We start from the raw sequence: 18,545 nt of genomic DNA, 5'->3' as shown, positions 1-18,545 counted from the left end.
ATGGCTGCAGGCACGCACACGGTAGAGGAGGTTGCTGGTGGTTTACCCGAAGGTCGCCCGTCGCTGGATCCAGGTCATGTTCGGCGCGTACCTGGTGGCGTTGGCCTTGGTGGTCTTCCTGCCGGCGCGTGAAGCCAGCACCGTCACTGGGTTCGTGGGGGTCATTGCCGGGTGGCTTTCGCTGCTTGGCCTGCCGCTCGGCGCCGCCGCAGTGGGCGTGGAGTTCGCTGCCAACATTGTCCTGTTCATCCCGTTCGGGGCGTTTCTCCGCCTCCTCCGGCCCGCGCTGTGGAACTGGTGGGCGACGGGGCTGCTCGCCGTAGGATCGTCGGCCTTGATCGAAACGGTGCAGCTGGTGGTTCCGGGGCGCGTCACAGCGTTGTCGGATGTTGTGGCGAACACCTTGGGAGCCTTGCTGGGCCTCGCGGTGATGAAGAGGTTTGCGACGACTTTTGCTTAGAGGTGCTTCCGGAGGATGTCGGCAACGTCCTTGCAATGCCCTGCAATGCGCTGGGCAACGTCGCGGTGCACGGCCTCGCTGGCGTTGATGGGGTCCGGGATATCGTCCTCGTCGCGGAGTTCGGCGGTGGACCGGATGGCTGCCGTTCGGCTGACCAGACCGGCCAGGGGAGTGTTCGTCACTGCGCCAGTCACCGATGCCCAGCTGGCGGCGGCCGGAGCTGCCATGCCTTCGCCGGCAGGGACCTTCGCTGCCGCGCGGGCGAACTCGGCCATAGTGAACGTGCGCTGCGCGGCACCCGGATACTTCTTCACCAGTTCGTCGCGCTGCTTGCGGGTCATGGTCAGCACCAGGCCGGCCGCCTCAACAACCCCGGCCGAGATCTGCCGGCCCACCGAGCCGTCCGGGTTGCCGCCGTACTCCCTGGACAGGGCAGCGGGAAGCGGCTCCATGGGCGCCCCTGCCGCAGCGTGCAGGCCGGCGCTGACCACCTGAAAGTTGCTGAGGCCGTTGTCATGGAGCTGGGCACGGATCAGTTGCTCGGCGAGCGGTGACCGGCAGATGTTGCCGGTGCAGACGGTCAGAATGGACGACGGCGGCTGGGCGACTTGGTTGGTCAGGCTCACAGGGCGTTGGTACTTTCGCGGCGGCGGCCACGGCGCTGGTCGGTCAACTGGACCTGCTCTGTCGCGGCCACGGGAGTCGATTCCGCGGCGGGAACGTGGTTGGCCTTGGCCGCTTCCTCGCCGGTGTCCTTGCGGTTGTAGTAGGTGTAGTACTGGTAGCCGTAGTCCTCGCCCTTGGAGGATTTGCGGGAAACTCCGTTGATGATCAGACCCAGTGGCCTGCCCTTGACGCGTTCGAGGTTCTGCAGGGCACGCTTCAGTTGGTCGTAGGTGGTCTTGCCTGCGCGGCTCACTACCAGGGCTCCGTCCGTGCGGGCGGTGAGGATTGCGGCGTCGGTGACGGGCAACAGCGGCGGGGCATCCACTAGGACGATCGCGTGCTTGGCAATGTCTTCAAGCAGGGTCCGCATGACGTTGGACCCCAGGAGTTCGCTGGGGTTCGGGGGTACAGAGCCGGCGCCGAGCACAAAGAGGTCGCCGCTTTCGCCCCAGGGTTGGAGGACGTCGTTGAGGGTGGCCCTGCCGATCAGGACGTCCGTGAGGCCTACGTTGGTCAGCAGCCCAAACGTCTTGGCCACGGTGGGGCGGCGGAGGTCACCGTCCACCACAACAACGCGCTGCCCGGAGGCGGCGATGGTTTGGGCAAGGTTGGCCACCACAGTGGTCTTTCCTTCACCCGGGAGGGCAGAGGTGACAACGATGATGCGGGGAGGCTCATCCACGTCCATGAACTGGAGGTTGGTCCGCAGTTCACGGATGGCCTCGGCTACGGCGTAGTCCTGGTGGTTCTTGTTCTCAAGATCGTTGCCGCCGCGGGACAACACGAGGCGGTTGACGCCGTCGAAATTGTTGTGGAACGGAATAGTTCCAATGACGGCGACGCCGGTCTCGGCTTCGAGCTGGACTGCCGAACGGACGCGACGGTCGAAGATGTTCCTGAGCAGTGCGTACCCGATCGCCAGGAGCAGGCCGGCAACCACGCCAATCATCACCGCGAGCCTGGTGTTGGGGGACGTCGGCGTGGTGGGGAGCTGTGCGGCGTCCAGCGAGCGGAAACTGACGATGGACGTCTCACTGCTGTTGCTGCCCTTTTCAAGCTCGGCAACCTGCTCCCCGACGGCCCGGACCCAGGCCTCGGCCAGGTCGCGGGCATCCTCCGGGCTGCTGGCCTGTGCGGAGAATTTGAGGGTGGCGGTGTCTTGCGGGTTCTGGGCCGAAATACGGCTGATCAGTTGCTCAGGAGAGGTCCCTTGGAGCTTGAGGTCCTGGATGACGGTTTCTGCCACAGACCGGGATTTCGCGACGTCCAGGTAGGACTTTGCGCGGGATTTGGAGTAGCTCTCGCCGGCCATGGCCGTACCGAGGTCTTTATTGACGCCTACCGAAATGATGCCGCTGGCATCGGCGCTGAAGACCTTGGTCTGGGTCAAAGTCCAGCCGAATGCGACTATTCCCCCCAACACGGTAATGGCAATCACTGAAATCCAGTGTGCCCGCAGGACCTTCCAATAGTCCGTGAGCTCCATGAAATTGGTCCCCCTGATGCTGTGTGGCGTCGACACGTCGACACAAAAAGAACGCAGTTCTTGCACTGCGTTGTAAGTATCGTAACGTGCTGACCTAAAGGGGATACCCACCTCTCGGTGGGATGGGGGGTTTATGACAAATGCAGGATACTGACTTTCTCCAAATGGGAGCGGTGTACTTCGCGCAGGATCAACACGGTCTTCAGAGGCATGCCGAATGCGTATTTGGTGAGCTGACCATTAGTTCACTTTCGGGGGATTTCAATGCCCCCGATGCCACGGGACACGAGGACACCGTGGACATTTACTTCGTCGCGTCCGGCCATATCCGGGACCCGCGCTCAGGGACGCACCTCCCGGGCGGCGAATCGGTTGTTGTTGTCCCTGGCGGCAGGGGCTTGCAGTCGCCGTTTGTCGGGCAAGCGGACGCGAAACGGATCCGGATCCAGAGAAGCGCGGCGGAGACTTTCGTCCCCCATGCACTGGACAGCGTGACCGTCACTCCCGTCCGCTCCCGGCTCGATGCTGCTGCTGAGGCCTTCATCGGCGCCATCCTGAATCAGCCCGCCCGGCACGGTTCTGCCATCGAGCTGTACGCCACCGAGCAGATCCTTCTTGAACTGACGGGCAGCCTCCTGCTGGATCACTGTGGAGTTTCCTGGGATTCCACGTCCTTGACGTCGGTGCTCCGGGACCAGGCCATGGCGGTCATTGCCCAGCGTTGCGCTGACCGGGAGCTGAACCCGGAAGCCGTGGCCAAGGCTGTGCAGTCGTCACTTCGGAGGGTGCAAGCCGCGTTCGCGGAGGTGGGAAATTCCATTGCCGCGGAGATTCGCCGGCAACGCGGCAGGCTGGCGCGAACGTTGCTCACCGATGCCCGTTACGACATCCTCAGCATCCAACAAATCGCCGAGCAGACTGGGTTCGGGACAACGGCTGCCCTGCGCCGGGCGCTGGATGAGCTGTACGGCTGCGGGCCGCGGGATCTCAGGGAACGCCGGGGAATCGACGCTTCCCAGTCATGAAGATTCACGTTTGTGGCAGGGGCAGAGGACGTTCCGCGCAGACCTTGAACCGTTGAGCGACAAAACTTCCGGCGAGGGCCAGATCTGCGCTTTGAGGCGAAAATGCGTGGGTAATGTCTATCCCTGATGGGGGAACTCGGCAAGTGCTGGATTCCAACCGATGGTTTTCATTCCGAGTTGAGAGAAGAACAATGAGCGACGAAGTCACCGTTTCCAAGCCGCACTCCCGCCGCGCCGTAGTCAAGGGTGCCGCCTGGTCCGTGCCGGTCATTGCCGCCGCTGTTGCAGCCCCGGCTGCCGTAGCGTCCGTGAACACTTTGAGCCTTGCTTTCACGGCCTCCTCCACTTCGCTTCTTTCCCTCACCCTGCTGGATGGCGGCGGAACGCTTACGGCCACGGCCCTGGTCACCGTTCCCACCACCCTGACCTTCACCAATGGTCCGGGTGCGGTGGCGGAGACTGCTACGGTCACGGTGGCTGTCGCCCGCCCTGCAGGCATCAATATCAGCGTTGGCCGGGCCCGCGGCTTTGGCGTGTACTCCTTCGACGGTACCCTCACCACCGCCGGACAGCGCACGGCCGTCTACCAGTCGGCACCCATTATTGGCCAGTACGGCTTCCCGGCTACGACGTGGACCAACGACGTTCCCGTCTCCGTTGCCAGCAATGGCACGCTGAACGTTCCCATCGTCTTCGGCCTGGCGGGTGTAAGCACTGGAGTTGGTATCAGCGCTTTGGCAACATTCCCCGTCACAGTTACCGTGGTTATTGGTGGCCGCACCCTTACTGCCACAAGCACTATCTCCGTTCCTGTCGGTGCGGGTCTCCTTTAGGCTCTTTTCGAAGGAGTTTTCAGACGAAAACGCGTCAGTCTTGTGGGCTGGCGCGTTTTCGTGTGTTCCGGGAATGCACATTAGGGTATGTGAAGGCCGCCAGCAGTAATCATTCCTAAGGTGGTATGGCCCGCTGAACTTAGGTGGAGTAAATGCAGACTGATGACATCCTGGTCAATGCGCTGGGCGGTTTAGTCAGGATTCGATTCGATTTTTCAAGGCAACAGTTTGATGAAGCGCGCCTCGGAAAATTCCGCGGACCATGGTCTGATGCAATGCCGGAAAAGACCGCGACCCCAGGTGTTGGGGATATCGTCGCCGAGCTCCTCTGGTCTTTCCCGGACGACGATGGCCTCCCAGGTTCCGTAGCGGAGCTGTCCACCCACACAACATTGGCAGCCATCGAGGCACAACGAGGCCGCCTGCTGATGCTGCACGCCGCCGGAATCGCACAACCGTCCGGCCAAGTGCTGGCATTCATCGGTCCCTCCGGCAGGGGCAAGACCACCTTGGCGCGGCACTTGGGTGCCAAGTATGGCTACGTCACCGACGAGACCGTTGGCATCGAGGCCGACGGTAGTGTGCATCCCTACCGAAAGCCACTGTCCGTCATCCAGCCCGGCGAGGCGTACAAGGAGCAACTTGCCCCTTCTGTGCTGGGCCTTGGTGAGCTGCCCACTGCGTCGCTTGCCCTTGCCGGGCTGGTGCTGGTTTCCCGGCGCGATGGTTTTTCCGGTGCGCCCCGGATTGACGCATTGGGGTTATGCGAAGCCCTGGTCGAGATCGTCCCGGAGATCAGCTATCTGGCCGACATGGACAAACCGCTCCAAACCATTGCATCGCACGTCGACCGCTGCGGCGCGATTCGGCGGGTCACCTACAGTGAGGCCTTTGAGGTCCTGCCCCTCGTCCCGGAGCTGTTGGCGTGGGAACCACCTGAGGCATGGGAGGCCGTCCTGCCCGGAGAGGAAACCGCCGGCGTGAGGAGTCCGATGGCGCCGGAGTCATATCTACCTGCCCCGGTGCTGGACGCAGTGGAAGCCGGTGGGCTGACTGCCGTCCTGGACGGCAATCGAATTGTCCACGTCCTTGATGGAGTGGGGCCGCTGGTCTGGAGGGCGCTCTGCGAGGGCCGCGATTTTGCTTCGCTTGCGCAGGAGGTGGAGCGCCAGTTTGGTGCTCCCCCTGAACAGAAGCTCGAAGAAGCAGTGGCGGGGATTCTTTCAACTCTTGCAGATGCCGGCCTGCTCGTACGCGTCCCGGCCCCATAACCATGGGTCCCGATACTGCGAAAGCTGCCAGCCGGCGTCGTCGATTTCTTCGTTCGCCGTGGAGCCATGCGCTGCTGGCCTTGATTCTCGTGGCACTGATCCAGGGTTTGCTGGTGAAGATTTATCACGTGCCCACTGGCTCCATGGAGCAGACACTCAACGTGGGCGACCGGGTGCTGGTGAACCGGACTGCGTACTTCGCTTCGGTGCCTGACCGCGGGGACGTGGTTGTCTTCCGCAAACCGCCGAGCTGGGGGCCCTCGCCTGACCGTAGCTTCCTGCGCAGCAGCGTGGGCTGGTTTGGTGAACTGACCGGCATTGGCCCTGCCAACACCGAGTACTTGGTCAAACGGATCATTGGGGTGCCCGGTGACACTGTTGAATGCTGTGATGGCGCCGGTGCGGTCAAGGTCAACGGGGCCGCCATCAGTGAACCGTACATCCATCAGGATTTCCCCCTCCACCCAGGATCCCTTGACTGCTCGACGACGTTAAAGTCACCGCGCTGCTTTGAGCCGGCCATCCTCAGCGAGGGGCAATATTTGCTGCTGGGGGATCACCGGTCTGTTTCGGAAGATTCCGTCTCAGCATGCAGAAACCCCGCGGCCCCTGCCGACTGCCTCAGAACTGTTCAGCGGGGGGACATTACGGGACGTGTCGATTGGCGCGTCTTCCCCTTCGATAAGTGGGGAGCTTTGGGTTCCTGATTCTTCGTCTGCGATGGGGACCAACGTGTCAGGCCTGCTGCAGCGCCTTGGAGACCGAACGGTACCTCGCGTACAGCAACAGACCTGTTACTGATTCCACGATGGTGAGTCCCAGGAAAAGCACTGCCAGTGAATCGCTCCAGAGGATCAAGGCCACGCTGACTGCGAGATACAACAAGGACGACACGATCCTGATCCAGAAAACCTGGCCCACCATCCCTGCGCGGCGCAGATAGGTGAAGGGAAGGGTTCCCGGGATGCTGACCAGTTTCCAAAGACACGCCAGTGCCAGGGCGCCGAGTGTCACCACGTTCCAGGCAGAGCCGAACAGGTCCTGGAACACGCCAAGAATCTCCAGGACCAGAATGAGCGCTATGGCCAGGACGCTAAGTGCGGACATGCCCAGGGTCAGACTTCTCGATTCTGCTCCGAGCAGCCGCGTCCGCATGTACCCGAGAATGGGCTGAAGCGCTCCGAGGACCGTGATGGTGGCCTTGAGGGCAACAGCTTCCTCATCCCGTTGAAGCAGGTACACCGTGGCCACAATGCCCAACGGGACCAAGGCCACCATGGCAGTTTCAAGAGTGATCCAGGCCGTTGGGGCCAAACGTGGGCGCCCCGAGGCCTTATAGGGGGTCTTCAGGGCACGGATCACTATGGCGGCTGCCATGGATGCGCCCAAAACCGAAACCGCCCACGGTAAATCTTGTTGTGCAAGGACCAGGGCAGCGCCCGCACCCAGGACCAGCGCGGCAGCAGTCAAGGCCTCCATCTTCCACCCAGCCGTATAGGCGGCATGCATCCGCCCTATCTGGAGGGCCACCATGGCGCAGGGCAGGCCAAACGCCAGGACCGCAATGGAGCTCGGGAAAATGACCATTGCCAGTGTTCCCGCAACGCCCAAAGCCGTGGCCCAGGCCGGGATGTACGTCTTGTCGACCAAACGGGAATCGGCCATTCGTGGCTCGAGCAGACCCGCGGCGATCACACCGGCGCAAAAGGCGCCGACGCTCAGGATGAGTGCTATCTGAGCCTGGCCTTCGAGGGCGAAAAGGCGGGCTGCAACGGCCTGGAATGCCGCTGGGACGATGGCCGTAACAGCTCCTGAGGCCACCATGACCAGCGGTTGGAGCACGTTGCTCCGGGTGACGGTAGCAGTGGTCATGCTGTGACGCCCGAGACTGCCTTCTGAAGGCTCGCACCCAGCGCCTTGTAGGCCTCGTCCGTGCTTGCGGCAGAACGGTTCACCGCAGCGTCGTATTCTTGGCGGGCCGTCTCATTTTCCAATAGGCGGTGAATGTGGGCGTGAACCGTCTCCGGATCAAAACTGAACGCGTTGTGGACGTACTCTTTGAGTCCCAGATCCTCGAACGCAGCAAACCCTTTTCGCTCGTATGACAGGTGAATAACATAGTGGCCTGCCTGCAAAGCCATGAGCGCAGCATGCAACCGCACGGCTACCACCACCCGTTTGGCGGCGGCGCCATTCAGGAAGTCCCCGCGGCTGAGGATCCGCCGCGGGTTGAGGCTCTGCATGGGGGAGAGGTCCTGGTTTCCACCGGTTTGACTCTGTACGTAACCGTCGAAGGACCCCAGCAGGTCCGCCAGCTCGATGACGGGAGCAGGGAGGCCACCACGAAGGTTTCGTACCGAGTACACGGGAGTGGCTTCCACTGGCTGTGTGGTCCGTGCCGGGACGCGGAGGACTGCCATGTCGGGGACGCGTCGGACGACGGACGGCAGCCCGAGCTCCTGGACCGTGCGGTCATCGCGGGCCCAAACCTGGCTGAGCCTACCCAGGTGCCTCCTGAACCATGGGGTACTGCCCAGCCTCAGGGGACCGATGCTTTGGGGAAGATAGACAACCTTTGCTCCATGCCGGCTGGCTGCCCGCAACTGGACACCATGGACCAAAAGCGCTTTGGCCAGCTCAACGCAGTTTCCGCCGCGCAGGTAGCCACCGCCAACGCCCACAATAAGGTCGAAGCTGTCTAGATTCCGCAGGGTCGCGAGGTAGTCACGGTCATAGCCGCGGAGGGACGGCTTGCTTCGACGTAGTGAGACGCCAGGGAGATCAAAACTCCCAGGATCGGAGGCACACAGTGTGAGATCGATGGCCTCGGACGGGAAGGTCGCAGTGATGAGTTCGATTGCTTCGGTGACCAGCATGCCGTCGCCGATGTTGTCAGCACTGTAGCCGTGGAGAATGAGGACTTTCATCGCTGCAACACCTGCTCGTAAACCTCGGTATGCGCGTCCACGCTGGCATCCCAACTAAAGCGCTTCGCCCAAGCGAGGCCGGCCTCGCGTGAGTGTCCGTTCGCCGCGGAACTGCCAAGAGCCCCTGCAATGCCACGGGCGATTGAGTCGGCATCGGTGTCCTCGAACAGCAAGGCCGGACCTGCCACTTCCTTGAGGGAGCCGCGGTCCGAACAAATGACGGGAACTCCGGAGGCCATGGCTTCGAGAACAGGAAATCCGAAGCCCTCGTAAAGGCTGGGGAAGGCGAAGAGGGCTGCATGCTGCATGAGCGCCACCCGCTCATCGTCATCAACGAAACCCAGATGTTCAATGCCGGCAGACTCAATCGCTGCCATGGTCTCAGCCGCGTTCCATGCGGGCTTTCCCGCGATGACCAATTTTGCGCCGAGGCCCTTGAGCTGGGGCAGCGAGAACGCCCGTATAAGTTCAATCAAGTTCTTCCTCGGTTCAATGTTTCCGAGGTAAAGCACGTAGGGCGTGGATCGAAGGTGCTGAAGCCGGTCGCTGAGAGCCCGTGGCTGAGCAAAGTACTCAGTGTCGATGCCATGGGGAATCGTCGTAATAAGGGCCGGGTCTATTCCGAACACCTCGGAAACATCGTCTGCACTGGACTTGGAGACAGTAATGACCGCATCCGTTGAGTGAATGGCCCGCTGGACCCGGGTTCGCCAGATCTTTTCCTGCCGGGCCGATCTCGCCGTGGTGATCCAGCGGCTCGCAACGCCGTGGACGGTCACCACCGAGGGAGCACGGGTGGGCAGCAGCGGACCGGTGTCAGCGCTGTAGTGCAGCACAAAGCCAGGTTGCGCGGGCACCGTAAGACCTTGCCATGTCTCCATGAGGGCGGTGAGTGCCGCACGTTTGGATGAGCCAAGTTGGCTGATCTGGACGCCTCTCAGCTCAAGGCCTTTGGCGATCTCCCGCGCATAGGTGGTGTTTCCGCCAACGTGGCGGGAGAGAATCCGGGACGGGAACGACACTTGCTTGAGTCGGTTCAACGATCAGGCCCTTTCAGGTCATAGAGGTCACGAAGAGCAGTGTGCAGGGTCGAACGATTCATGCGGGCCAGCAGGGAGCGGTTCGCCGCCAGCGCAAGCTCTCTTGTCCCGGCATCGCTGAGGATGGCGGCCACAAGACCGGCCACTCCGTCGGCGTCACCTGCTTGCAGCAAGCCGGAGTCTCCCAGGGCGCTGATGCTGCGGGCAGCAATGGGAACGCCTTGGGCAGCGGCATCGAGGATGCTGAGGGGAAAGCCTTCATACGCGGCGGAATGAACGTAGACGCTGCTGGAAGCGAGGGATTCAGCCACTCCCGGGTTGTCGAGCCAGCCGGTCACCTGGATTCCGGCCCGTTCAAGGCCTCGTCGCAGTTCCGGATCGCCGTCCCCAATCCACTGAAAGCGCACGGATGGCACCTTGCTCCGCAGGGCAGCGGCAACCTCGCTGAAGAACGCAGGGTCCTTCTGCCGGGCGATTCTTCCCACCATGGAAACCACCGGTATGGCTCGGCTGGAAAGCGGTCCATGCTCGGCTGGTCGGGAGGCGACAGTAGGCAGGTTGGGGATGGCGACGCACGTAGCGGACGGGCTCAGCGCACGCACCAGTTTCTCCTCATGGGAAGACAGGGTCCCGAATTTCCAGGTCCTTTGTGCGAGGAATCTCTCGGCACCTCGATAGAGTGCCCGCTTCACGGGGGAGGTGTTTGGGTCGTCATGCTTGAAGCAGTGGGGTTCGTAGACCACTGGGGCCGCTATGCGCCGCGCGCGGGTGTAGAGACCGGGGAAGCTGGAGTGGGCGTGGACAACCTGGGGCATCAGCAGATCGACGGTGGTGCCAACCGTGGCAATGCGTTTGAAGAGCCCTGGCCCCAGATCGTGGTGCTCAACGGCCAAGCCCTGCCACACAGGCGCAGGCTGCCCTTTCTGAAAAGGCGACAAAACCAGGTGGGTGAACTCCTTGGGGCTGTTTTCAATGTAGCTCCGGACAGCTTTTGGGACCCCGCCCTCGATGCGGTCAACCACATGAAGAATCCGACTGGAATCAGTGGCTACCAACCCGCACCTGCTTGCGTCAACGCAGAGTCGATTTGTTCATTGCGCGACTGGTAATAAAGTCCATGCCAAAATTCCGCCATTTCCACGCTCCCCCATTCATCGGCGCATCAGATGTAGACTCCCGGCCCGTGGCAGTGCCTCACCCTAAATTTGATGTGAGGACGTAGCAACAACGGAGCCCGTCTGGTGTTCGACCAAAGTCAAGGATAACCGATCCACGGGCATATTCGGGCTTGTGTGGATTGTTTACTGTAAGCGTCCTGATTAATCTGCCGACTTTGAATTGCGGTAGATTTATCAGGACTGAAAATTACAGATGCGTGCGGGAATCTCGAGCTGTTCCACGCCGTTCACAGGGGTCCCGGGGGAGGGCGGCGAATGACGAGCTGGGTAGCAATCGCTTATGGCGCATTGGACCTCCGTGGCTGGCACGAAAATCAGACGGACGTCGAACTGATGCTTTTGGCAACCGTGCCGTCGGAACCCATAGGCTTGGCCGGCGTGCCGGCCGTCCTCTGGCGGAAACTTATGGATGGTCCAGTGCCGGACGCCGGCCTCGACAAAGCCGGGCAGGCCCTGGTCCGCGAGTTCGCGGCGGCGGGCATCGCGTCCGATGACCCTTCGCATCCAGCACGGATATTCGAACTCAGGGCGCCGTGGATGTCCTCACCCGTCCATGAGATGGTCTATGCCTTGGTTGCCAGTGTTGCCCGCGACCATGGAGTCGACGCCATTTCCATTAAGGGGCCAATGCTCCACCGCCAAGGCCTGCGGGAGAGGGAGCACTCCGGTGATGTGGATGTTTGGGCCGATCCCGCACATCTCGAGGTTCTATGCACCGCACTCGAATCATGGGGATGGAACGGAAGGACGGACCAATGGTCCGGCCTCTCCTTCAACCATTCGGTGGCTCTTGAACCTGGCTCGTGGGGCTGTGAGGTGGACGTGCATCGACACATTCCCGGATGCGCGGATGACGACTCAGCCGTTTTCGCCAAGGTGATGGAAAACTCTCAAGCCACCCTGTTCGCAGGGGTACCGATGCTGACGCCCGATCTCCCGGCGCACGCAGTCATCTTCGCTCTCCACGACCTCCGGCCGGAGGCAAGGCATGGGAAAACGGCAGTGGAAGCCGGAGAGCACGCTGAAAAGCTGCGGCTCGGGGGACAGCAGGTGTTGCAGTTTGCCAACAGCGTGAAGGCTTCAGCCGTCCTCGAGCCCGCCCTTCGGCTCGCATTCCCGGCGGCGCATCTTCGGGTTGATCATGAAGTCCCCCTGAATTGGAAGTGGCGTGAAAGCAAGGGATGGTGGCGGGCCTACTGGATGATTTTCAGGTCTCTTCCTGCCGGAGAACGCTTGCTATTCATCAGGCGGGCGGTGTGGCCCCAGGCGGAGGTCCTGGCAGCTTCCGACGGACGAGCGGGCCGTTCCACATCAAGTCTCATCGGCGCCAGGTTCCGCCGGATTGCGAAGCTCTTCCGCCGGTAGGAGAGAGCTTTGAACGAGTGAAGTTTGCTGGAATGCAGTGCAGATGATCGGTCATGGGGGCCGAAGAAATTCAGGGGCGTTTGTATGCGGAATCAGATCAGTCACGGTGTGGGAGCTTTGAGCAGGGACATCGTGGAGCAGGGCACGGACGCGTCACCGCAAGAGCCTCCCGTGCTTCCACGGGCCAGGCCGGAGTCCCTCCGGAAGGTCCTGACCACAGGGCCGTGGTTCCAGCGCTTCATGCTGCTCAGCGTCGTCTTCATGCCGTTCCAGTATGCACTGACCGTCCCTGTGGGTTTCCCGCTTAAGATCAGTGAAATCCTCGGGATCATGGGCATCGCCACGTATGTGCTTGGCCGGAGAGCCATGAGGAGAAAACGGGACCTCGCCAGTGTGGCCGTGGCTGCCCTTGCCCTTGCGACTGTCTTCTCTGCCTTGGTCAACCTCACCCCGGGCAGCGGTGGCCTCAGGTCGGTTGGCTATGACAGGGGCTACGAAACCGATCTCCTTCTGTACAGCGGATACGCTCTTCTGGCGCTGTGTTACTGGTCTGTCCTCCGGCGTGTGGACCGGCAAAGGACCGTGCGGGCAATCGTCGCATCGATCTGGCTCTGCGGAGTGGCAGTCCTGATGCAGTGGGCCTCCGCCCTGTCCGGAAACACCCAACTGATCGGCACCCTTGGCTTCCGGACACTGGGCGTCGATGACACGGTGGAGACTCTTCGTTCAGGGCCCTTCCTGGAAGGGCAACACCTGGGCTTCTTCGCCGGGGCGGCAATTCTGGTGGCCCTGTACAACAGAAGCTACCTGGCTGCGGTGGTGGCGGCCTTGTCAATTCTGTATTCCCAATCCACCACAGCCTATGCAGGACTTGCTGTTGGAATTGCGATGATAGTCATCCTCAAGTTTTCCAGGGTAGTGGTTCCCTTGATCGCGACGGTACTGGTTGGGGTTTTGGCACTGCTCTTTTCTGAAAGCCTGAGGACCACCCTTGGCCGGCAGCTGGCAAAGATTGGTTTTACCGAATTTGCTCCGGACTACCAGTACGCCACAACGTCATTGAACCTGCGCGGAGTGAAATCCCAGATTTCCTTTGATATGAGTTCAGACAATCCCATTTTTGGAGTGGGGCCCGGACGCTATGGTGCCTATTTCGACCAATATGTCAGCGGCCGCCAGTTGCCTTGGATTTACTCCACGGACCAGACGCGTCCCATCGCGGAGAATGCCTACGCCCATGTGGCGGCTGAACTTGGCTACGTCGCTCTCATCGCCTTTGGACTCCTTATTGTGGTCCTTCTGTGGCGGAACTTCAGGAATGCATCCTTGCTGGGCATGCTGGCTGTCTTCACAGCACTTGGTGTATCCACACAGTCGTCATGGACGTTCTTGCCGATCTGGACCTTCTTCGCCCTGCTGGCGGCTGACGACGCGTCGAAGCAACCGTTGATGAAAGCGCAGGGTCAGTAGGCGCCGTCTTTCCCAACCACGGCCTTGGCCGTTCGGAAGAGGATGACGATGTCCTGGGCCAAGGACCAGTTCTCCACGTAATAGAGATCCAGGCGGATCGATTCCTCCAGTGAAAGATCGTTGCGGCCGCTCACCTGCCACAACCCGGTCATGCCCGGCTTGACCAAGAGGCGCCTGACGGAGGCGAAGTCATACATCTCCACCTCGCGGGCCACCTGAGGGCGAGGCCCAACAAGACTCATGGTGCCGTTGAGCACGTTGAGGAGCTGCGGCAGCTCGTCGATGGAGTATCGCCGGATCCATGCACCCAAACGGGTGACCCGGGGATCGTCTTTCATCTTGAAGAAGATGACGCTGTCCTGGCTTTGGGCCTGGAAAGCCTCCAAGAGAGTCTCAGCATTGTTGCGCATCGAGCGGAACTTGATCATTTTGAATGACTGGCCGCCTTTGCCAATCCGCTCTTGGAAGAAGAAGGCAGACCCGGGGCTGTCCAGTTTGACCAGGACGGCTATCACCAGCATCGGTACGGAGAGCAACAGAAGCAACAAGGAGGAAAGGCAAACGTCCAGGGCGCGTTTGGCAAATGCCTTCATGCCACTGAGTTTCGGCGTTGTGACGTGGATCAGTGGAAGTCCCGCAACCGGCTGCATGTGGATTCTGGGACCGGAGATGTCCGTGAGGGCAGGGGCAACGATCATACCGATGTCACGGGCGGAGAGTGCCCACCCCAGCTGCCGCAGGAAGGCAGGGTCCAAATGTGCCCCGCCGCAGACCGCCACTGTGTCTGCTCCGGACTCGTCGATGGAGTCGAGGACCATGTCCACACTGGGATAGGAGCCCAGAACGGGCAAATTGGTTCTAGCCGTCGACGCTGATTCGGTGAGGAGGGCTGCAACTGGTTTGTAGCCGGACACTATGTGCTGATTCAGCTTGTCTGACAAGTGATTGACGTTGTTGGGCGCACCAATCAGGAGCACTCTGTGGAGATTCCGTCCCTCGAGCCGGCTCCGGTGCAGGGTCCGCCGTTGGGCGAACCGGACCAAAAGGAGCAGTACGACGCCAAGGGGGAGGGCCACTGAAACGTATCCCCGTGCCGTCTGGAGTTGGAAGACATAGGAGACGACCGCCAGACATCCGAAGAGCCACAGCGATGATACGGCGACCCGCTTATACTCGTCAGTTCCGGTGCCAAGAACTTTACGGTCCCTCGTGCCGCCGAACTCCAACGCGGCAGTCCACGTGAGAATGAGGACAACGGAGAGCGTCGAGTACGACAGCTCCGCGTCTCCGCCGGCAACGGTGACATCTTCGGTGCCGAACCGCAAAAGATGGGCTCCACCTACAGCTATGACAACGCAGGCAAGATCAAGAAATCTCATCTTGATGCTCTGGGTGCGCAACCACGTAGAGCCTGCAGCGAAAGCGACGTCGCGGGAGGCCGAAACAAAGGCAGTCATGGCGGTCAGCTCAAGAACTGCAGAGTGGCAGCGCGGAGTTGCCTTATGGTGATCCGTGATACCTCGTACCACAACACAACAGTTTTATTCACGAACCAGCCCCCATAGCCATGCCCCCACACCCCCTGAGGGGCGAACAAAGTTGAATGCGTCGTAACACCAGGCGGTGTGACTTGACGTTTCAAAGTAATCGTAAAGGCACTTTAGGTGCATCTCAAATTGCAGCAGATGCCCAATGCGTGATTTTCATCAAGGCGTGAATTGGAAGGTTACTGGGAAGATCCATTGCGCGCAGAATTCAAAATAAATTGTGCAATCAAAGGCTGCTGATAAAGTCTAAATTGCGCAAATTATGGTACTTTTTGCGTAGACGGCGGTGAAACCCGAGCGGTCAGTTGCCCTTTTCGAGGCCGTGCGCCGTCACGTACTGGCCCAACTGGTCCTTCGACAGGGCTGATGCGATCTCAGAGATTGCGGTGGTGTCCGCTACAACAATGGACTGACCATCGGCAGAGGTTCCCGTGCCCAGCGTCGGGAGGGTGAACATCACGGTGTCGGAGGCCCGGATGTCCTTCATTCCCAGGGCAAGGCTTCCGATTGCGGCCGCATCCAGGCTCTTATCCACGCTGATGAAGGGTGAAACTGAGGAGACCATGTTGTTGATAGTGATCGGGTTGGTCAGGGTTTCCCTGGCTATGGTCTTGCTGATGATCGCTTTGAGGTAGGCCTGCTGGTTGCGCACCCGCTGGTAGTCCCCGTCGCTGAAGGACTTCCGTTCGCGGACAAAGGCGAGTGCTTCATCGCCGTTGAATGTCTGTGGCCCGGCTTCATAGACATGCCCCTTCATGGGGCCCGAGTTGGGTGAGAAGGGAATCTTGACGTCGATTTCCACTCCGCCGAGGGCGTCCGTGAGGCCCTTGAAGCCTTCGAAGTCCACCATTGCCACATGGTCGATGCGTTGCTGGAAGAGGGATTCCACCGTCTGAACCATCAGTGGGACGCCGCCGTATGCGAGGGCCGCGTTGATTTTGGATTCGCCCCTACCCGGAATATCAACCCAAAGATCCCGCATCAAGGACACAGCGTAGACGTTCTTTCGATCAGCAGGGATATGCACCAGCATCAAGGTGTCAGCACGTTGATCGGTGGAAGCATCGGTTTCCACGTCCACCTCGGAGGAGCCCCGGGTGTCGCTGCCCATGACGAGGATATTCATCGCAGCTGTGCCGTTGATGGGTTCGGATTTTTGGGGGCGGGTGGACTCGTCCGGGAATGCGACATCGATCTTGGTGGTCCCGGAATTGAAGGTCTGTGCCAGATTAAATATGTAAGCGCCGGCAACCAATCCCACCACCAGTACCGCGGCGGCGAAGCCGAGCAGTACGTTCCGCGCCGTTTTCTTGCCACTCTTCCGACGTCCGGAAGGGGACACTTCAGGTGAATTGTCGGTATCTGTGGGGAGTGTCATATGTTCCTCGGTGTCGGCATCAGCAACGTTCATTCTATCAAGCGGAAAACAAGCTGCTTGAGCTCAAAATTTTTGGCACAGTTAAGCCCGCTGCCGGTTCTCATCCAATTGCAGTATTGGACGAGCATAATGCGACGAGAGCCTCGGTCAAGAGTAATTTGACCGGGACTCCGCCCAGGAAGATTCCCTGCCTACCGCTCCGGTGTAAGTGCCTTTGAATACAGCACCGCACCGTTGGCGTTACGGAGGCTCACAGTAAAGAGGCCATCGGCGGCCAGGTCCACATGCCCGAAGTACTGATTCTCACCATCGCGCGGTGATTCGCCCGGGAAACGCCCTGCCTTGGCGAACAGAACTTGGGGCCCAAAGGTCCTGTCCATCTCACTGGGACCGAATGAGCCCGCGTTGATCGGCCCGGCCACGAACTCCCAGAAGGGGTCGAAGTCAGTGAAGGAGGCCCGCTCGGGGGAGTAGTGGTGCGCCGCGCAATAGTGCACGTCAGCGGTCAGCCATACCGTGTTCTTGACCCCGTACTTCTTGAACGCGCTCAGTACGCCGGCAATCTCGAGCTCGCGGCCCAGGGGAGCTCCGTGATCCCGGTTGGCCAAGCTTTCCTGGTTCACGGCGCCGTCGGGGACGATGATGCCCAGTGGCAGGTCTGCGGCGATCACTTTCCAGGTCGCGTTGGATTTCCGGACTTCCTTGATCAGCCACTCCACTTGCTCCTGGCCCAGAATGTTCGTGGCGTAGGGTTCCTTGCCGTCGGTGTTGGGAGATTTGAAGGTCCGCATGTCCAGGCAGAAGATATCCAGTTGCGGTCCGCGCGAAATCTTCCGGTAGATGCGCGCCGGCTGGTACTGCCCGGCGTCGACCTTTCCTGGGCGCCAGAGCGCCGCGGCGTCGGGGATCGGCATGTTTTCCTGCCAGGCTTGGCGGCCCCGGGCGGCAAGGACGTTGACGTTCCGTTCGGTGTAGCGGGGGTCGTCCAGGATTTCGCCGGGGTACCAGTTGTTGGTGGTTTCGTGATCGTCCCACTGTGCAATCACGGGGACGTCGGCGAACATGGCGCGCATGTTGGCATCCAGTGAGTTGTACCGGTGGCGGCCGCGGTACTCCTTGAGGGTCTCGGCCACTTTGGTGACTTCCTCGGTGACGATGTTCCGCCACACTTGTCCGTCTTTTTCCGTGACAGTGGCGGCGATGGGGCCATCGGCGTAAATGGTGTCGCCGGAGTGGATGAAAAAGTCCGGGCGGGTGGCATGCATGGCCTTGTAGCCGCGCATCCCGCCGAGGTCCTCGTTGATGCCCCAGCCTTGGCCGGCGGTATCGCCTGTCCAGACGAAGGACTGCGAGGACGACGACGGCCTGCCGCCTCCGCGCGCGTCTTCAGTACCGGCGTCGTGCTTTCCGGGCGCTGTGCTGAACGTGCCGCGGACTGCCTCGCCGGCTCCGTTGTCGTCTTCGAAGTTCAGTTCCAGTGCGAATCGGGTGCCGGCGGGGAGTCCTGTGGCGTGGATTTTGGCCGTGAAGTCGCTGGCTTCGGTGGCGAGGGGGCCGCGGATGGTGCGGCTGAAACCGTGGCGGCCGCGCAGGACTTCGCCGGAGTCGTCAACTGCCTGCAGCAAGGCCGTGAGCCTGCCGGGGCCTGATGCGCGGGACCAGAGAACGGCGGAGTCGGTGGTGACGTCGCCTGTTGCAATGCCGGTAGGGAGCGTCAGCCGCTTGCGGACCAGCGGCACAGCGGACGGGGCGGCGGATGCGGGAGTGGCGTTGGTGGCCAGGCCGGTCAGGGCCAGGCCGGCGAGGGACGTCTTGACGAGGGTGCGGCGCGTGAGGTCAGTCATGCAGTCCACTCTGGTCAGCGCCCGTGAACGGAAGATGAGGTGGAGGTAAAGGAAC

16 protein-coding genes and 1 pseudogene are annotated in these 18,545 nt (G+C 61.1%); 7 read left to right on the top strand and 10 right to left on the bottom strand.

The genetic code is table 11. The annotated features are described in order from the left end of the window. Positions 1-37: 37 nt before the first annotated feature. Positions 38-460, top strand: coding sequence for a VanZ family protein (locus ABIE35_RS01985; protein WP_354512197.1), 423 nt, complete (start codon positions 38-40; stop codon positions 458-460). Here ABIE35_RS01985 and ABIE35_RS01980 read toward each other — a convergent pair. Together ABIE35_RS01980 and ABIE35_RS01975 are read right to left on the bottom strand one after the other, a co-directional pair. Continuing rightward, positions 457-1,086 carry an arsenate reductase/protein-tyrosine-phosphatase family protein gene (locus ABIE35_RS01980; protein WP_354512196.1) on the bottom strand — a complete coding sequence of 210 codons (630 nt, stop codon included), beginning with the start codon at positions 1,084-1,086 and terminating at the stop codon, positions 457-459. The two genes, ABIE35_RS01985 and ABIE35_RS01980, sit on opposite strands and share 4 nt — an antisense overlap. Then, positions 1,083-2,612: a tyrosine-protein kinase domain-containing protein gene (locus ABIE35_RS01975; protein ID WP_354512195.1), complete on the bottom strand. Its 1,530-nt coding sequence runs from the start codon at positions 2,610-2,612 to the stop codon at positions 1,083-1,085. The genes ABIE35_RS01980 and ABIE35_RS01975 overlap by 4 nt, the downstream gene beginning before the upstream one ends. 140 nt (positions 2,613-2,752) lie before the next feature. On the opposite strand from ABIE35_RS01975, the gene ABIE35_RS01970 reads away from it, so the two are divergent. The 4 genes from ABIE35_RS01970 to lepB all read left to right on the top strand — a co-directional run bounded on the left by ABIE35_RS01970 (position 2,753) and on the right by lepB (position 6,448). Beyond that, positions 2,753-3,637, top strand: coding sequence for a helix-turn-helix domain-containing protein (locus ABIE35_RS01970; protein ID WP_354512194.1), 885 nt, complete (start codon positions 2,753-2,755; stop codon positions 3,635-3,637). Between the two features lie 191 nt (positions 3,638-3,828). After that, positions 3,829-4,470, top strand: a complete 642-nt coding sequence (locus ABIE35_RS01965; RefSeq protein ID WP_354512193.1) for a hypothetical protein — start codon at positions 3,829-3,831, stop codon at positions 4,468-4,470. Positions 4,471-4,622: 152 nt separating this feature from the next. Next, positions 4,623-5,741 (top strand): PqqD family peptide modification chaperone, encoded by a 1,119-nt coding sequence (locus ABIE35_RS01960; protein ID WP_354512192.1) that lies wholly within the window; start codon positions 4,623-4,625, stop codon positions 5,739-5,741. Between the two features lie 2 nt (positions 5,742-5,743). Next, entirely contained in the window at positions 5,744-6,448 is a 705-nt protein-coding gene (lepB, locus tag ABIE35_RS01955) for a signal peptidase I (RefSeq protein ID WP_354512191.1), read from the top strand. A 28-nt stretch (positions 6,449-6,476) separates the two neighbouring features. On the opposite strand, the gene ABIE35_RS01950 is transcribed toward lepB, so the two are convergent. The 5 genes and pseudogenes from ABIE35_RS01950 to ABIE35_RS01930 form a co-directional block, all read right to left on the bottom strand. Next, positions 6,477-7,613 carry a hypothetical protein gene (locus ABIE35_RS01950; RefSeq protein WP_354512190.1) on the bottom strand — a complete coding sequence of 379 codons (1,137 nt, stop codon included), beginning with the start codon at positions 7,611-7,613 and terminating at the stop codon, positions 6,477-6,479. After that, entirely contained in the window at positions 7,610-8,668 is a 1,059-nt protein-coding gene (locus ABIE35_RS01945; RefSeq protein ID WP_354512189.1) for a polysaccharide pyruvyl transferase family protein, read from the bottom strand. Before ABIE35_RS01945 ends, ABIE35_RS01950 begins: the two co-directional genes overlap by 4 nt. Beyond that, positions 8,665-9,708, bottom strand: coding sequence for a glycosyltransferase family 4 protein (locus tag ABIE35_RS01940; RefSeq protein ID WP_354512188.1), 1,044 nt, complete (start codon positions 9,706-9,708; stop codon positions 8,665-8,667). The genes ABIE35_RS01945 and ABIE35_RS01940 overlap by 4 nt, the downstream gene beginning before the upstream one ends. Then, positions 9,705-10,310 carry a glycosyltransferase gene (locus tag ABIE35_RS01935; protein ID WP_354512351.1) on the bottom strand — a complete coding sequence of 202 codons (606 nt, stop codon included), beginning with the start codon at positions 10,308-10,310 and terminating at the stop codon, positions 9,705-9,707. The genes ABIE35_RS01940 and ABIE35_RS01935 overlap by 4 nt, the downstream gene beginning before the upstream one ends. Before the next feature lie 15 nt (positions 10,311-10,325). Then, a pseudogene (locus tag ABIE35_RS01930) lies at positions 10,326-10,613 on the bottom strand (glycosyltransferase); the annotation flags it as partial. Positions 10,614-11,141: 528 nt separating this feature from the next. Between ABIE35_RS01930 and ABIE35_RS01925 the strand changes: the two are divergent. Together ABIE35_RS01925 and ABIE35_RS01920 are read left to right on the top strand one after the other, a co-directional pair. Further along, the gene (locus tag ABIE35_RS01925; protein ID WP_354512187.1) at positions 11,142-12,251 is read left to right on the top strand and encodes a nucleotidyltransferase family protein; all 1,110 of its coding nucleotides are present in this window, start codon (positions 11,142-11,144) and stop codon (positions 12,249-12,251) included. Between the two features lie 84 nt (positions 12,252-12,335). After that, a complete protein-coding gene (locus ABIE35_RS01920; RefSeq protein WP_354512186.1) occupies positions 12,336-13,721 on the top strand; it encodes an O-antigen ligase family protein in 1,386 nt (461 codons plus the stop codon). Here the strand turns inward: ABIE35_RS01920 and ABIE35_RS01915 are convergent. The 3 genes from ABIE35_RS01915 to ABIE35_RS01905 all read right to left on the bottom strand — a co-directional run bounded on the left by ABIE35_RS01915 (position 13,715) and on the right by ABIE35_RS01905 (position 18,490). Next, complete coding sequence (locus tag ABIE35_RS01915; protein ID WP_354512185.1) at positions 13,715-15,178, bottom strand: sugar transferase; 1,464 nt, start codon at positions 15,176-15,178, stop codon at positions 13,715-13,717. The genes ABIE35_RS01920 and ABIE35_RS01915 overlap by 7 nt on opposite strands. A gap of 391 nt (positions 15,179-15,569) precedes the next feature. Continuing rightward, positions 15,570-16,646 carry an LCP family protein gene (locus ABIE35_RS01910; protein WP_354512184.1) on the bottom strand — a complete coding sequence of 359 codons (1,077 nt, stop codon included), beginning with the start codon at positions 16,644-16,646 and terminating at the stop codon, positions 15,570-15,572. 191 nt (positions 16,647-16,837) lie between these two features. Next, a complete protein-coding gene (locus ABIE35_RS01905; protein WP_354512183.1) occupies positions 16,838-18,490 on the bottom strand; it encodes an alkaline phosphatase D family protein in 1,653 nt (550 codons plus the stop codon). Positions 18,491-18,545 lie beyond the last annotated feature (55 nt).

Origin of the sequence: Paenarthrobacter sp. 4246 (assembly GCF_040546855.1) — a bacterium.
GTDB lineage: Bacteria > Actinomycetota > Actinomycetes > Actinomycetales > Micrococcaceae > Arthrobacter.
The sequence above is the reverse complement of the archived record's forward strand: the minus strand, read 5'-3'. Positions and strand labels throughout refer to the sequence as shown.